At 72.3% G+C, this 15,505-nt stretch carries 11 protein-coding genes; 4 read left to right on the top strand and 7 right to left on the bottom strand.

The window, feature by feature from the left end; translation table 11 throughout:
- Nucleotides 1-20: 20 nt before the first annotated feature.
- The gene (locus tag OG361_RS15665; RefSeq protein ID WP_405862269.1) at nucleotides 21-1,418 is read right to left on the bottom strand and encodes an LCP family protein; all 1,398 of its coding nucleotides are present in this window, start codon (nucleotides 1,416-1,418) and stop codon (nucleotides 21-23) included.
- A gap of 216 nt (nucleotides 1,419-1,634) precedes the next feature.
- Between OG361_RS15665 and OG361_RS15660 the strand changes: the two genes are divergently transcribed.
- The gene (locus tag OG361_RS15660; protein ID WP_405854003.1) at nucleotides 1,635-2,660 is read left to right on the top strand and encodes a glycosyltransferase family 2 protein; all 1,026 of its coding nucleotides are present in this window, start codon (nucleotides 1,635-1,637) and stop codon (nucleotides 2,658-2,660) included.
- 94 nt (nucleotides 2,661-2,754) lie between these two features.
- Here OG361_RS15660 and OG361_RS15655 read toward each other — a convergent pair whose 3' ends face one another.
- The 4 genes from OG361_RS15655 to OG361_RS15640 form a co-directional block, all read right to left on the bottom strand.
- Entirely contained in the window at nucleotides 2,755-4,554 is a 1,800-nt protein-coding gene (locus tag OG361_RS15655) for an LCP family protein (protein WP_405854002.1), read from the bottom strand.
- Between the two features lie 50 nt (nucleotides 4,555-4,604).
- Complete coding sequence (locus OG361_RS15650) at nucleotides 4,605-6,362, bottom strand: LCP family protein (protein ID WP_405854000.1); 1,758 nt, start codon at nucleotides 6,360-6,362, stop codon at nucleotides 4,605-4,607.
- Nucleotides 6,363-6,619: 257 nt separating this feature from the next.
- Complete coding sequence (locus tag OG361_RS15645) at nucleotides 6,620-7,855, bottom strand: LCP family protein (RefSeq protein ID WP_405853998.1); 1,236 nt, start codon at nucleotides 7,853-7,855, stop codon at nucleotides 6,620-6,622.
- 241 nt (nucleotides 7,856-8,096) lie between these two features.
- A complete protein-coding gene (locus tag OG361_RS15640) occupies nucleotides 8,097-8,849 on the bottom strand; it encodes a TIGR03089 family protein (RefSeq protein WP_405853996.1) in 753 nt (250 codons plus the stop codon).
- A 136-nt stretch (nucleotides 8,850-8,985) separates the two neighbouring features.
- On the opposite strand from OG361_RS15640, the gene OG361_RS15635 reads away from it, so the two are divergent.
- From OG361_RS15635 to OG361_RS15625, 3 genes are all read left to right on the top strand, one after another.
- Nucleotides 8,986-10,602, top strand: a complete 1,617-nt coding sequence (locus tag OG361_RS15635) for an N-acetylmuramoyl-L-alanine amidase (protein ID WP_405853994.1) — start codon at nucleotides 8,986-8,988, stop codon at nucleotides 10,600-10,602.
- Nucleotides 10,603-10,706: 104 nt separating this feature from the next.
- Nucleotides 10,707-11,789: a sugar phosphate nucleotidyltransferase gene (locus tag OG361_RS15630; protein ID WP_405853992.1), complete on the top strand. Its 1,083-nt coding sequence runs from the start codon at nucleotides 10,707-10,709 to the stop codon at nucleotides 11,787-11,789.
- A gap of 327 nt (nucleotides 11,790-12,116) precedes the next feature.
- Nucleotides 12,117-13,169: a DNA-3-methyladenine glycosylase family protein gene (locus OG361_RS15625; RefSeq protein WP_405853990.1), complete on the top strand. Its 1,053-nt coding sequence runs from the start codon at nucleotides 12,117-12,119 to the stop codon at nucleotides 13,167-13,169.
- 55 nt (nucleotides 13,170-13,224) lie between these two features.
- On the opposite strand, the gene OG361_RS15620 is transcribed toward OG361_RS15625, so the two are convergent.
- Nucleotides 13,225-14,538 (bottom strand): coenzyme F420-0:L-glutamate ligase, encoded by a 1,314-nt coding sequence (locus tag OG361_RS15620; RefSeq protein ID WP_405853988.1) that lies wholly within the window; start codon nucleotides 14,536-14,538, stop codon nucleotides 13,225-13,227.
- A complete protein-coding gene (gene cofD / locus OG361_RS15615) occupies nucleotides 14,535-15,500 on the bottom strand; it encodes a 2-phospho-L-lactate transferase (protein ID WP_384576187.1) in 966 nt (321 codons plus the stop codon). Before cofD ends, OG361_RS15620 begins: the two co-directional genes overlap by 4 nt.
- Nucleotides 15,501-15,505 lie beyond the last annotated feature (5 nt).

The raw sequence follows: 15,505 nt of genomic DNA, 5'->3' as shown, positions 1-15,505 counted from the left end.
CAGGGTCCGCCGGACAGGCCCTAGGGGCACACCACCTGGTCCCCGGTCACCGCCTCGAACGGCCCGCCCCGCCCCGCCTCCTCCGCCCGAACCCCCGTGACGCCCCGGTAGTCCGCCCCCACCGTCACCCGCAGCGTCCCGCCCCGTCCCGCCACCGCCCGCAGTTCCGCCCCCGGCAGCGCCGCCGCGAGGGACTTCGCCGAGCGGTCCCAGCGCGGGTCGTACTCCAGGAGCGTGCGCGCCCGCTCCTGCCCGGCACCGGTCATCGGCGTCCGGGTGGTGTCGAAGCCGGTGGCGCGCAGCGCGTCGTCGACCTTCCGGCCGAGCCCGTCCGTCCGGGTCCCGTTGTAGACCTGCACCCGGACGGTGCGCGGCGGCACGTCCACGACGACCGTCCTCGGGGCGGCACCCTTCCCGGAGGAACCCGCCTTCTGCGCGGCAGTCGCCGGCGCCAACGGCCGATCCTCCCGCAGCGCCTGGAACAGCTTCTGCGCCTTCGCCGCGTCCCACTTCACCGTCGACCCGATCCCCTTCACGGGGAAGCTCATGTCGCCGATCGGCACGGACACGAACTCCGACGACGCCGGCGTGAAGCCGCGCATCGCCTTGGCGAGGGCCAGCATCTGATCCGTACCGAAGTCCTCGTCGGCCCGGACCGAGCTCAGCATGGTCGTGGCCATCTCACGGAACCGCACCGGGTTCAGCAGCACCCCGCCGCTCGTCGCCCGCTCGATGAGCGCCGCCAGGAACCGCTGCTGCCGCTGCATCCGCCCGATGTCGGCGGCCCCGTCGATGTGCCGGGAGCGCACGTACTGGAGGGCCTGTCCGCCGTCCAGCTCATGGGTGCCGGCCGTCAGGTCGAGGCCCGTGTAGGAGTCCTTGACCGCCCGGGTCGTGCAGATCTGCACCCCGCCGACCGCGTCCACGGTCCGCATGAAGCTGGTGAAGTCGACCTCCAGGTAGTGGTCGATCTTGACGCCGGTCATCGACTCGACGGTCCGCACGGTGAGCCCCGGCCCGCCCTCCGCGTAGGCCGCGTTCAGTTTCACCGGGTGGGACTGGTGCTTCTTGCCGCTGGTGAGGTCGGTGTGCTCGGGCATCTCGGCGTACGAGTCCCGGGGGAGGCTGACCACGCTCGCCCGCTCCCGGTCCTCCGAGATGTGCACGAGCATCACCGTGTCGGTGCAGTGGCAGGGGGCGCCGCCGAGCCGGTACTTCTCCTTCTCCTCGGGAGTGATCCGGTCCCGGCCGTCGGTGCCGACGACGAGGACGTTCATCCCGTGCCCGGCCTGCGGCCGGTTCTTCATGTCCTTGAAGGGGTCGACCCGGGTGATCCCGGTGTCCAGGCCGGTGACCACCGCGTGCCCGATGCCGCCCGCCGCGAGGACCGCCACGGACAGCGCGGTCGCCATCCGCATCCCCCACCGGGGCCGCCGTCGCCGCCGACGGGCCGGTACGGGCCGGGGTACGGGCCTACGACGGGGCGGCGTGCGGGGCGGTGTGGGCACGGACGGACACCTCCGCGGGTGTGACAAGGGGAACCGTGAGCACCGTAGGCCCATACGATCAGCGACAGGGCGTACCACCCATGCGGCGCGCACCGCTGTCCCCCGTTCGCGGTAACGTGGCGGGCAATGAACGCCAAGCCCCCCGTCTCCGTGATCATGCCGGTCCTCAATGAGGAGCGGCATCTGCGCAACTCGGTCCGCCACATCCTGGAGCAGGAGTACGACGGCGAGATGGAGGTGGTGATCGCCCTCGGCCCGTCCACGGACCGTACGGACGAGATCGCCGCCGAGCTCGTACGAGAAGACCCCCGCGTCCACACCGTGCCGAACCCCACGGGCCGCACCCCCGCCGCCCTCAACGCCGCGATCCAGGCCTCCCGCCATCCGATCGTGGTGCGGGTCGACGGCCACGGCATGCTCTCGCCGAACTACATCGCCACCGCCGTCCGGCTCCTGGAGGAGACCGGCGCGCAGAACGTCGGCGGCATCATGCACGCCGAGGGCGAGAACGCCTGGGAGGACGCGGTCGCCGCCGCGATGACCTCGAAGATCGGCGTGGGCAACGCGGCCTTCCACACCGGCGGCCAGGCCGGCCCGGCGGAGACCGTCTACCTGGGCGTCTTCCGGCGCGAGGCCCTGGAGCAACAGGGCGGGTACAACGTGGAGTTCATCCGCGCCCAGGACTGGGAGCTGAACTTCCGCATCCGCGAGGCGGGCGGCCTCATCTGGTTCTCGCCGGAGCTCCGCGTCCAGTACCGGCCGCGGCCCAGCGTCCGCGCGCTCGCCAAGCAGTACAAGGACTACGGCCGCTGGCGCCACGTGGTGGCCCGCTACCACCAGGGCTCCATCAACCTCCGCTACCTGGCCCCGCCGACCGCCGTCTGCGCGATCGCCGCCGGTCTGGTGGTGGGCGCCACGCTCACCCCGCTCGGCTTCGTGATCCCGGCGGGCTACCTCGCCGCCATCGCGGCCGGTTCGGTCCCGGCCGGCAAGGGCCTCCCGCTGAAGGCCCGCCTGCAGATCCCGGTGGCCCTCGCGACGATGCACATGTCGTGGGGGTACGGCTTCCTGACGAGCCCCCGCTCGCTGGCCAGGAAGGTCATCGCGAGCCGCCGCCCGGCGGTGAAGGCGGGCGAGTCCGAGACGGTCTGACCGGATCGCACACACGACGGACGGCCGGGTCCCTCAGGGGCCCGGCCGTCCGTCATGTGCGAGTGCGGGAGATCCGCGCGGGATCAGCTCGGGATCAGCTCTTCCCGTCCCACTTGTAGACCGAGTAGATGTCCATGCACTTCGCCTTGTCGTCGGCGCCCTCCGGCAGGTCACCGGCGACCGTCGTCGGCTTCTTGTACGTGGTGCCCTCGCGCCAGTCCGCGCCGACGACCAGCGTGATGCCCTTCGCCTCGACGTCGGCCCGTGCGGCCGAGTCGGGCAGCCCGAGCGCCTTCGTCACGGAGAGAGCGTTCGCCTTCCCCTGGTCGCCGTCCGCCTTGGGGTAGGTGACCACGGTGTCCTTGCGGCCCCCGCCCTCCTGGGAGGAGTCGGCCTGGGTGAAGCCCTTGCCCCGGAGGGCCTCGGCCATGTTGCCGGCCCTGCCCTCGACGGCCGGCTCACCGCCGCCGTCGGTGCCGTTGACGACGGTCACGGCGAAGGAACCGGGGGCCTCCGCCGGTGTCTTCGGCTTGGCGGAGGCCGTCGTCTTCGGCTTCGCCTCGGCGCCGGACTTGTCGCCGTTCTTGTCGTAGGCGACGTCGTCCCGGAGCATCGCCCACATCTTGTCTGCGGCGGAAGGCCGCAGCTGGAGCCATGCGTCGGGGTTCGGCAGGTACGGGTCGGTCGGGACCGTCGCCGTCGTCAGACGGTCGATCTTCACGTTCTTGAGCTGCATCGAAAGATCGAAGAGCTTCTTCACGGTGTCGAGGTCCTGCGAGACCTTGAGGGACTTGGTGGCGGTCTCGGCCAGGCCCGTCAGCCGCCCGGTGTCGGTCCAGGCGTTCTGCTCCTGGAGCTTCTTCATCATCCCGTTCATGTACATGTGCTGGGCCTTGGCGCGGTTCTGGTCGCTGCCGAAGGCGTGCCGGGTGCGCAGCCACTGGAGCGCCTGCACGCCCTTGATCTCGGTGGTGCCCTCCCGCAGCTTCAGGCCGGAGCCGCCCTTCACCCGGGCGGTCGACTTGTCGTGCACGCCCGACGTGACGCAGACGGGGACGCCGCCGATCTCGTCCGCCATGGCGACCACGCCGACGAAGTCGACCATCAGCCAGTGGTCGATGTAGACCCCGGTGAGGCTCTCCCAGGTGGTGAGGGTGCAGCCCGGACCGCCGCGCTGGAGCGACTCGTTGATGGGCCGGTTCGTGGTGGCGGCGTAGGGCGTGCCGTCCTCGTCCTTGCACTCCGGGATCTTGACGACCGTGTCGCGCGGGATGGAGATGAGCGAGGCGTTCTCACGGTCCGCCGAGACGTGCAGCAGCATCTGCACGTCGGCGAGCGGCTTGCGGTCCTTGTCGTTCCGGCCGCCGCCCAGGGCGATGTTCTTCTCGTCCGACCGGTCGTCGGAGCCGATGAGGAGGATGTTGAGCGGGGTGTCGCCGAGCGCGTTCGGCGCGGCCTTCTTCACGCCGCTGCTGCCGCCCGCGCGGTCACCGCTGCGGATGTTGCCGTTCAGGTGCTCGTAGTACAGATATCCGGCGCCGGCCGTGCCGAGTATGAGCACCGCCAGTGTGATCGCCACCCAGCGCAGCACCTTGCGCTTGCCGGCCTTCTTGGCGCGCCGACGCGAGCCGCCGCGGCGGTGGCCCGTCCGTCCGTCGCCGCCGGCCCCGGGGCCGCTTCCGCCACCGCTGCCGCCGCGCCGCCGCTCGGCCCGGGTCGACGCCGACGCGGACGTACCGGAGGATCCGGTGTCCCCGGAGGCGCCGTCGCTCCCGGCCTGCCCACCGGCGCCGGTCGCCTCCCCCGCGTCGTACAGGTCGTCGTCCCAGCCCAGTTCACGGGCGCGCGGAACGCGTCGCCGCGTCCCCTCCCCATGCACGCTGTTCTGTCCCACCCCAGGTCCCCTCGTCAGTCAGGAGCGTGCCAAGTCCCGGTGTCGCCGGACTACTTGGCGCACACCTGCTTGTCAGCTTCTACCTTCTCGACGTCCGGCGCCTTCGTCGGACCGTTGATGGGCACCCCCGCGCCCTTGAAGTCGGAACCGAGGACGAGCGTCATGGGCTCGCGCTCCCCGGCGTCCTGAGTGCCCGGCTTGAGGGCCGTGGCGGCCAGCCCCATCATGTCCGCGAGCTTGCGGGCCTGATCGGCCTGGTTCGGTGCGTAGGTGAGCGTGGTCTTCGCCGCCTTCTCCGGGGCGTTGCTCTTGTTGGTGGAGCGGCTCACGCCCTGCTCGTTCTGCAGCCAGTTGATGGTCGACTGGGCCGCGCCTTGGATGCCGCTGCCGTTGTAGACGTTGACGCGCACGTCGGCGGCCTGGGCGCGCGCGCCCAGGAGGAGCTTCGCCTGGGCCTGCGCCTGCGCGTTCTTGGCGTCCTGGGTCCTCTTCTTCACCTGCGTGAGCGAGGTGTCGGACTGCAGCGCGGCGAAGAGCTGCGGTGCCTGCGTCGGGTGCGGCACCACGGTGATCGGCTTGGGCTCGGCCGGGTTGTCGATGACCGGGAGCGTCGCGAACGAGATGTTCTTCGTGTCGATCCCGGACAGTTCCTTGGCCAGGTCTTGAAGCTTGGAGAGGGACCCTATGCCCTTGTCGACGGTGAGCGCGTTCGTCGCCGCCTCTGCGAGGTCGTACAGCTTCGTCGGGCTCGTAAGCGTCTCGTCCGACTTCATCTGCCGGATCATCGAGCCCAGGAACTGCTGCTGGACCTTGATTCGGTCCAGGTCGCTCTTGTTGCCGAAGCTGGAGCGGGTACGAACGAAGGCGAGCGCCTTTTCCCCTTCGATCACGGACTCGCCAGCGGGCAGCTTCAGGTGCGACTTGGGGTCGTCCACCGCCTTCTCGACGCAGACCTTCACGCCGCCGACGGCCGTGGTCAGCTCCTTCACGGCGTTGAAGTCGACCATCATGAAGTGGTCGACGGTCAGGCCGGTCAGTTCCTTGACCGTACGCATGGTGCAGCCAGCGTCGCGGCCGTCCTGACCGAGGCTCACGTTGAAGCGGGCCTGATCCTGGCCGGGGATCGTAAGGATCTTCCCGTCGGGCAGCCTCGACTGGCACTCGGGGATCTCCGTCATCAGGTCGCGCGGGATGGAGAGCGCGGTGGCGTTCGTCCGGTCCTTGGAGACGTGGAAGAGGATCGTGGTGTCCGCGTGGCCGGGGCTGTTCTTGTCGCCGTAGCCCCCGTTGCCCTCGCCGGTCCGCTTGTCGGTGCCGATGATCAGGACGTTGAATGCCTCGCCCTTGCGGAAGCCCGTGCTCTGGACGCCGATGGGGTCGACGACGTCGATGTTGCCGTCGAGCTGCTGGTAGAGCATGTACGCGCCGGTGGCGCCGCCCACGAGCACGAAGGCCATCGTGCCGCCGGTCCACAGGAGGACCTTCTTCTTGCGGGACGCGCCCTGCTTGCGCTTGCGGCGGCTCGCGGGCGGCTGCTGCCCGCCGGAGCCCTGCTCGGAGACGCGGCGGCGGCGCTGACCGGGAACGGGCGCCTCGGTGGCCGTGCCCCTGCCGGTGCCGGCACCGGTGTCCGCCTTCGCTGCCGGGGCGGCCGCGGCGGCCGTGCTCGATCTCCGGGTCCGGGACGGTGTCTGCGACTCCCCAGCGGAGTGGTCCAGTCGCAGTTCGTAGTTGCCGGTCTGCGGGTTGAGGACCCACTGGTCGGCGGGGTCGATCTCGTCCGCCCGTCCACGGCTGTGCGCGTCCACGGTTACTCGAGTCCTCCGTCGGTGCCACGCGAGGCGCCTCCCCCACAGGGCGCCGCTCTCTCGGTCGTTCGATCCTTGGTGAGTGCGACGACCACACGGTCGGGTGCACCGGATCGCGTCACACTATCCGCCCAGTTCAGCGTGGAGCGACGTCAGTGACAAATTCCACGCCCCTTACAACCGGGCAATTTGCTCAAACCTCATCCCTCCCTGCCCTCCCCTTGGTTCGCCCTTTACCCACCGTCCCCGAGGGGTCTCTAGGAGCACGCTCCGTCCGCCGCGTTCCGCCCCGTGAAGGTCGGGGTCGCGGAGGGGAGCGGGGTGTCCGCGTCGTCGGGCTTTCCGTCCGCGCCGGTCCCGGTCCCGGCGCCGGTGCCGGTGTCGCGCCCACCCGCCTTGTCGCTCTCCTCGGTGTGCGGCGTCACGGCGACGGGCTTGTCCTCCCGTAGCTGGCGGAAGAGTTGACTCGCCGCCGGTTGTACCAGTTCATCCCGATTCGCGTCGTACGAGTACGGCCGACGCGGCACCGTGAGGAACTGCACCTTCTCCGTCGGGATGGACCGCATCGTGCGCGCCAGGTCGTACAGGTCCCTCAACGAGTCGAGGCCGGGGTCGGTGGTGATCGCCTTCGTGGCCGCGTCGAGGACCGGGTACAGCCTGGTCGGGTTCAGCAGGACCCCGTCGCTCTGCACCTTGTTGACGAGCGCGCCGAGGAACTGCTGCTGGCGGTCCATGCGGTCCGTGTCGCTGCCGTTGCCGATCGACTTCCGGGCCCGTACGAAGCCGAGTGCCTGCTCGCCGTTGAGCGTCTGGCGCCCCGCGGGCAGCTTCAGCTTGGCGTCGGGGTCGTCGACCGGCTCCTTGAGGCAGATCTCCACCCCGTCCAGGGCGTCGACCATCTTCTTGAAGCCCCGGAAGTCGATCACCATGTGGTTGTCGACGCGGATCCCGGTCAGCTTCTCGACGGTGCGGATCGTGCACGCCGTACCGCCGAACTCGAAGGCCCAGTTGAACTGCGCGAACTGCTCGCGGGTACGGGTCCCGTCGGGCTTGCGGCAGCTCGGGATCGTCACCATCAGGTCGCGGGGGAGGGAGACGGCCGTCGCGCTCGACTTCTCCGCCGAGAGGTGCAGCAGGATCGTCGTGTCCGAGCGCTGGGTGCCCTTGTCCCTGCCGTACTCGCTGTTCCCCTCGCCGGTCCGGGTGTCCGAGCCGATCAGCAGGAGGTTCCGGGCGGCCGTGGTGCCCGCGGTCGGCCGCTCCTTCTCATACCTCCGCAGCTCGTCGGCGGCCGTCGTGTCCGTGGTGATGTTGCCGTCGAGCTTCCGGTAGAACCACCAGCCGACCCCGGCCGCGATCAGCACCACGACCGAGACCCCGAGCGCCGTCCACCGCAGCCAGTGGCGCTTGCGCGCCCCCTCCGGAGCACCGGGGGCCGCGTCCGACGCTGCCGGGGGGTCCGGTTCCGGGGGCGTGCCAGCACGGTCCGTCACGTCTGAGTCCGTCCTTCAAGGCGTCGGCGGCGCGCCAGGCGGCCACCGGTCGTAGAAGGAGACGGCCGAGCCCGACGCATGGTTGTGCGGAAGGAGTCGACTCCCCCCGGCCGATCATGTACCGGAGTCGGCGCGGGAACCCGGGGACTCGACGCGTCCATGGGCCGAACGGGTGCGGTCCCGAGGGTCAGGGGGTGTCCGGCGGATCATGGCCGGGGTCCTGATCCGCCGGACACACGCCCTAGAGCTCCGTGCTCGTCACCCGCTCGCTCTCCACCCGCTTCTCCAGGGCCTCGGGCGCGAGCTGGTCCAGGTTCCGGCACAGCACCACCGAGCCGCCGGCCGCGAGGGGTGCGTACAGACCGGCCGAGAGCCCCTGCCAGCCGTCGTACCCGAGGCCGGAGAGCAGCCGGGCACCGGGGGCGAGGCCGAGCGCCGCCGCGTCCGCGCGGGCCTGCTCGACGAGCTGCGCGCCGCTCCGTTCCGTACCGTCGACGACGAGGGCGGGGGCCTCCGGATCCACCGGCGCGAACGGCGCGAACCGGTCGCCCTGGCTCGGCACCTCGACCGCGTAGTCCGCGTACCCGGCGGGCGGGGCGGGGAAGCGGCGGCCCAGCGGCGCCAGGGAGAGCGCGATCCGCTCACCGGAACAGGCGAGCCCCGCCTCCAGCGCGTCCGGCCCCGCGACCACGAGGTCGGCGTCCGCGGGATCGCCGCCGACCTCGACGGTCACCCCCACCGATGAGCAGGCGAGCAGCCAGACGGCGGTCTGCCAGTGCGCGGGCAGCAGCAGCGCGAGCCGGTCGCCCGGCGCGGCGGACAGTTCGCCCTGGAGCAGGTTCGCCGTCTTGGCCACCCAATTGGCGAAGGTGGCGACGGACAATTCCACGCGCTCACCGGTGGCGTCGTCGTAGAAAGTGACCAAGGGGCGGGCGGGGTCCGCGGCGAGCGCGGATCGCAGCAGGTCGGCGGGGGTGCGGTCGCTGGCGTTCACGCCGGACAGCGTACGCGGGCGGGCCCGCGGGGTCCTCCGTACCGGTGACGCCGTCCACCGGTCGGCTCGACGGAACGTCAGTTTCCGTGCGGATTCCCGGCGCGCGGAACGGCCGGGGGATACGCACGATCGGCCCATGCGTGCCTCACTCGCCTCCTCGATCGCCGTCGCCTGCGCGGCGGCGCTCGCCCTGCCGGTCTCCCTCGCCGCTCCCGCGGCGGCCGCGGTGCCAGCGGCGCTCACCGCGCTGCCACCGGCGGCCTCCGCGCTGCCACCGGGGCCGTCGGCGTTGCCACCGGGGCCCGAACGGCTGCCCGGCTCCACCCAGTCGCTGCCGCTCGTGCCCCTGCGCGGTTCCGTACGGGGCTTCGGCGGCGGGACCGAGACCGGCCCCGGCTCGGGCTCCGGCGATCAGGGCCTGGCCCGACGCGACGTCAGGCCGTTCTCCCTCGTCGGCGTCGTCTGGGACGACCCGACGGCCGCGCTGCACGGCACCGTGCAGGTCCGCACCCGGGCCACCGGCGGCGGGGTCTGGTCGGAGTGGCAGGACGTGGAGACCCACAACGACGAGCACGGCGCCGACCCGGAGACCACGGAGGGCGCCACCCGGGCGCTCAAGGGCTCCACCGCGCCGCTGTGGGTGGGTGATTCGGACGGTGTCGAGATCCGCGTACGGGGGGAGGGACAGCTCCCCGGCGGCCTGCGGCTCGAACTCGTCGACCCGGGCACGGACCCGGGCGCCATCCCCGACACAGCCCCGGACACCGCCCCCGACACCGCCCCTGACACAGCCCCGGACACCGCCCCCGACACCGCCCCTGACACCGCTCCGGACACCGCCCCTGACACCGCCCCCGACATCGACACCGACCCCGAGCCGGACACCGCAGCCGCCCGGGCCCGTGCCACGGCAGCGGCGGCGGTCGCGGCGGCCGTGGCGGCACCGGCCGGTCTGAGCGCGGCGGAGGCGGCCGTCAGCGGGGTCAACTCCCAGCTGGCGCCGTACGGCGCGGCCTGGATCCCGGCCCTGTCGAAGCAGGCGACGGAGATGGCCTTCCGCCGGCCGACGAAGACGGTGAACACGGCACCGGGGAAGACCGCCCCGGCAGCGGTGGCGGCTCCACCGGCGGCCGCCGCGAAGCCGTACATCGGCCCGCGCCCGAAGATCATCACGCGCAAGGGCTGGGGAGCTGACGAGAAGCTCCGCGAGAAGGGCTTCGTCTACACGAAGAGCATCAAGGCGGCCTTCGTCCACCACAGCGCGACCGGCAACAACTACACCTGCAGCCAAGCCCCCTCCGTCCTGCGCAGTATCTACCGCTACCACGTCAAGAGCAGCGGATGGCGGGACTTCGGCTACAACTTCGCCGTCGACAAGTGCGGAAACATCTACGAAGGCCGCGCGGGGGGCGTGGCCAAGCCCGTCCTCGGCGCGCACACGCTCGGTTTCAACACCAACAGCATGGGCATCGCCGTCCTCGGCACGTTCAGCAAGAGCACCCCGCCGGCCGCCGTGCTCACCGCCGTCGCCCGCCTGACGGCCTGGAAGCTCGGGCTGCACGGGGTGAACCCGAACAGCACGACGTATCTGACCTCAGGGGGCGGAAACCTGTACAAGAAGGGCACGAAGGTCAAGCTCCGCACCATCGCCGGACACCGTGACGGATTCGCCACGGACTGCCCCGGCGGGCGCCTCTACAACAAGCTCGCCACGGCCAGGACGACCTCGGCGAAGTACCAGGGAAGGCTCTGATGGGGTCAGGCGGGCAACCATCTGCATAAACTGACCGGTCATATCGCACGGACGACCGAGGCGGGCGAGCGGACCGGCCCCGAACAGGAAGCAGAGACGACAAGGTGACAGAAGCGATCCTCCTGGTCGGTGGCAAGGGCACAAGGCTTCGGCCGCTCACGGTCAACACGCCCAAACCCATGGTCCCGGCGGCGGGCGTCCCCTTCCTGACGCACCAGCTGGCCCGCGCCCGCGCCGCCGGAGTCGAGCACATCGTGCTCGCCACCTCCTACCTGGCCGAGGTCTTCGAGCCGCACTTCGGTGACGGCTCCGACCTCGGCCTCAGCCTGGAGTACGTCACCGAGGAGGAGCCGCTCGGCACGGGAGGCGCGATACGCAACGTCGCCTCACGCCTCCACTCGGGTCCCGACGACCCGGTCCTCATCTTCAACGGCGACATCCTCACGGGCCTCGACATCCGGGCCCTGGTCGACACCCACGCCTCCTCGGGCGCGGACGTCTCGCTCCACCTGACCCGGGTCGAGGACCCGAGAGCCTTCGGCCTGGTCCCCACAGACGCCACAGGCCGCGTCACCGCCTTCCTGGAGAAGCCGCAGACCCCCGAAGAGATCGTCACGGACCAGATCAACGCCGGCGCGTACGTCTTCCGTCGCTCGGTCATCGACACGATCCCCGTCGGCCGCCCCGTCTCCGTCGAGCGCGAGACCTTCCCCGAGCTCCTCTCCTCCGGAGCCCACCTCCAGGGCATGGTCGACTCCACGTACTGGCTGGACCTCGGCACCCCGCAGGCCTTCGTGCGCGGCTCCGCCGACCTGGTCCTCGGCCGCGCCCCCTCCCCGGCCGTCCCGGGCCGCTGCGGCGACCGCCTGGTCCTGCCGACGGCCCGCGTCGCCCCGGACGCCAAGCTGACGGGCGGCACGGTCATCGGCGCGGACGCGGTGGTCGGCGAGGGCGCCCGCATCACGGGCTCCACGATCCTGGCGGGCGCGGTGGTCGAACCGGGCGCGGTGATCACCGACTCCCTCGTCGGCGCGGGCGCCCGCATCGGAGCCCGTACGGTCCTCACGGGCGCGGTGATAGGCGACGGCGCCCAGGTGGGCCCGGACAACGAACTCCGCGAGGGCGTCCGCATCTGGTGCGACACCACCCTCCCGGCAAACGCGGTCCGCTTCTCCTCGGACCAGTAACCCCCCCCGGCGGCCGGACCCCAACGGGCCCGGCCGCCACAACCACCCCCTACTCCCGCAGTGGCCTGCTTTCCCCCCGCCCTCGTCGCGGGCATGGGCCCCCGCCCCCCTCGTCGCGGGCATGCGTTCCGCCGGGGCGGAACGGGTGGGCACAACGCCCCCAGGGCGACGCCCGTCCCCTGCTCGTCCACCCCCAGGACCCGCACGGCACCAGACCGGGCCCGCACAACACCTGGCCGGGCCCGTACAGACACCCCGGCATGGCCCCGCCAAGGCCCCGCACGGGACAAGCCAAGACCAAGCGCGCCCCCGGCTACGCTCGTAGCCATGGCCGGCCGCTTCCCACCCCGCACCCCCACCACCCGCACCACGGTGCGCGGCGGCCACGTCCCCGTACCCACCACCCCCGTCGCACTCGACACGCAGACGGACCTCGGTCTCACCCTCGGCCCCCTCCGCCGCGGCCCCGCCGACCCCACCTTCCGGGTGACCCCCGACGGCTCGGTCTGGCGGGCCAGCCGCACCCCCGACGGCCCGGGCACCCTCCGAGTAGCCGTCCGCCAAAACGCGGGCACGGACGAGGACCCGCACCCGAACGCCAACGCGAACGAGCGCACGGACAAGAACGAGCGCACCGACAACAAGCCCCACGTCACCGCCGAAGCCTGGGGCCCCGGCGCCCCCTGGCTCCTGGCCCGCCTCCCCGCCCTCCTCGGCGCCGAGGACGACCCCACCGCCTTCGTCCCCCGCCACAGACTCCTCGCCGCCACCCACCGCCGCCGCCTCGGCCTCCGCCTCACCCGCACCGGCCTGGTCCTGGAGTCGCTGATCCCGTCGGTCCTGGAGCAGAAGGTCACGACGGACGAGGCCTACCGGGCCTGGCGGCTGCTCGTACGGAAGTACGGCGAGCCCGCCCCCGGCCCGGCCCCCGACGGCATGCACGTCATGCCGGACGCCCGCACCTGGGCCCTGATCCCGTCCTGGGAGTGGCACCGCGCGGGCGTCGAGGACAAGCGCGCCGCCACGATCGTGCGGGCGGCGAGGGCGGCCCGCCGCATGGAGGAGGCCGCGGACATGGCTCCCGCCGACGCCCGCGCCCGTCTCGAACTGATCCCGGGCATCGGCCCCTGGACCTCCGCGGAGACGATCCAGCGCAGCAACGGCGCCCCCGACGAGGTGACGACGGGCGACCTCCACCTGCCGGGAATCGTCGGCTGGGCTCTCGCGGGCGACCGTACGGCCGACGACGCGGCCATGCTGGACCTGCTGGCCCCGTACGCGGGCCAGCGTCACCGGGCCGCCCGCCTGATTCTCCTCAGCGGCCGCGTACCACCCCGCCGGGCGCCCCGCATGACGCCCGGCAACATCGCACGCTACTGATCGCGCGCTTCCCACCGCACGCCTCTGAAAGAGGCTCAGCGCACCCGAAAGAAGCTCAGCGCACCTCGACGAACTCCGCCGCGTGCCGCACCGGACGTTCCTTCGGCGCCGCCGCCGCGTGTCCGACGGCCACCGCGCCCATCGGGTCCCAGTCCGCCGGCAGCGCGAGGACCTCCCGCACGACGTCCCGGCAGAACATCGTCGAGGACACCCACGCCGAGCCCAGCCGCTCACCCGCGAGCGCCACCAGGAAGTTCTGTACGCCCGCGCCCGCCGCGACCACGAACATCTCGCGCTCGGCGGCATCCCGGCGCGGATCGCCGTAGTGGTGGGAGCCGTCCATGACGAGGCAGGGCACGACCAGATAGGGCGCGTCGCGCAGGACGTCCCCGCGCCGCACGCGCTTGGCGACGGACTCCTCGGACTTCCCGTCCCGCCGCAGGTCCGCGATCCACGCGTCCCGCATCGCGTCGAGCAGCCGCAGCCGCGACTCCGGCGACTCCAGGAGGACGAACCGCCAGGGCGTGGTGTGGTGCGGGGCCGGCGCCGTCACGGCCGCGGCGACCGCACGCCGAACCGCGCCCGGGTCGACGGGCTCCGCGGTGAACTCCCGTACGGTCCGCCGCAGCGTCACCGCCTCCCGTACGGCCTCCGAGGTCCCGAGCCGGAACATGTCGTCGGCGGCGCCGCGCACGAGCGCCCGCGCCCCCGGCTCCTCGTCCCCGGCCACCACGTGCGGCAGGCCGCGGACGACGGCGACCGGCAGGCCGCTCGCCTTGCCCTTCACCAGGTCGCCGGCGGCGGCGAGTTCGTCGGCGGTGGCGACCACGGTCGCGCTCAGCGGATTGCCGTACGCGTCGGTCCCGCCGCGCAGGTCGTCGAGCACCCGCACGCCGGCCGCGCCGATCGCCACGTCGGTGAGGCCGCTGCGCCAGGGCCGCCCGAAGGTGTCGGTGACGACGACCCCCACATCGACGCCGAGCGCCTCGCGCAGCCCCGAACGGATGCGCCGCGCCGATTCGTCGGGATCCTCCGGCAGCAACAGCACCGTCCCGGAAGGGGTGTTGGAGGCGTCGACCCCGGCGGCGGCCATGACGAGCCCCTGCCGGTTCTCGACGATCCGCAGCGTGCCGCGCCGCGCCACCACCCGTACCGTCTCGGCGTCTATCGCCTCCTCGCGGTCGTCGGCGGCGATCACCCGCCCCTCGGCCTTGCTCACGATCTTGGAGGTGACGAGGAGGACGTCCCCGTCGACGAGCCCGGGCGAGGGCGAGACGGAGGCGATGAGCTTGGCCAGGTCGTCCCCGGCCGCCACCTCGGGCAGCCCGGGCAGCGCCCAGACCCGGTACGAGGGGGGTCCGGCGGTCACCCGCGTACCTCCTCGGCGAGCGCCAGCGCCTCGCGCGCCATCGCGGCCGTCGCCTCCACGTCCGTCATCATCAGCGGCACCGCCCGGCAGCGGATGCCCGCCGCCTCGACGTCCGCCACGGCGCCCGCGTCCACGGTGTCCACCAGCCAGCCGCCGACGAGCTCGGAGCCGTAGTGCAGGGCCACCGCGGTCGCCGTGGACTCCACGCCGACCGCCGCGAGCACCTTGTCGGCCATGCCCCGCACGGGCGCGTCGCCGACGATGGGGGAGAGACCCACGACCGGTGTCCCGGCGGCCGCGGCCGCGACGACCGCCTCGCGGATCCCGGGCACGGCCAGGATCGTGCCGACGCTCACCACGGGGTTGGACGGCGGGAAGAGGACGACGTCCGCCTCGGCGATCGCCTCCAGGACGCCCGGCGCGGGCTTCGCCGCCTCCGCGCCGACCGGCACGACGGCCTTCGCGTCCACGGAGGCGCGCAGCTTCACCCAGTACTCCTGGAAGTGCACGGCCCGCTGCTCGCCGTCGACCTCGATGGCCACGTGCGTCTCGACGCGGTCGTCGGACATGGGGAGGAGCCGCACGCCCGGCTTCCAGCGGGCGCACAGCGCCTCGGTGACGGCGCTCAGCGGGTAGCCCGCGCCGAGCATCTGCGTACGGACGATGTGAGTCGCGAAGTCCCGGTCGCCGAGGCCGAACCACTCGGGTCCGACGCCGTACGCCGCGAGCTCCTCCTTGACGGTGAAGGACTCGTCGAGGCGGCCCCAGCCCTGTTCCTCGTTGATGCCACCGCCGAGGGTGTACATCACCGTGTCCAGGTCGGGGCAGACCTTCAGCCCGAAGAGATGGATGTCGTCACCGGTGTTGCCGACGACCGTGATCTCCGCGTCCGGCGCGGCCTGCTTGAGGCCGCGAAGGAAGCGGGCACCACCGATGCCACCGGCCAGAACCACAATGCGCATGCACA

The organism is Streptomyces sp. NBC_00090 (assembly GCF_045160815.1).
GTDB lineage: Bacteria > Actinomycetota > Actinomycetes > Streptomycetales > Streptomycetaceae > Streptomyces.
This window is presented reverse-complemented; position numbering and strand designations above follow the sequence as displayed.

Bases quoted from the DNA above. Each gene is read 5' to 3' on its own strand.
- OG361_RS15665 (WP_405862269.1), bottom strand. From the start codon at position 1,418: ATGCGGATGGCGACCGCGCTGTCCGTGGCGGTCCTCGCGGCGGGCGGC.
- OG361_RS15660 (WP_405854003.1), top strand. From the start codon at position 1,635: ATGAACGCCAAGCCCCCCGTCTCCGTGATCATGCCGGTCCTCAATGAG.
- OG361_RS15635 (WP_405853994.1), top strand. From the start codon at position 8,986: ATGCGTGCCTCACTCGCCTCCTCGATCGCCGTCGCCTGCGCGGCGGCG.
- OG361_RS15625 (WP_405853990.1), top strand. From the start codon at position 12,117: ATGGCCGGCCGCTTCCCACCCCGCACCCCCACCACCCGCACCACGGTG.
- cofD (WP_384576187.1), bottom strand. From the start codon at position 15,500: ATGCGCATTGTGGTTCTGGCCGGTGGCATCGGTGGTGCCCGCTTCCTT.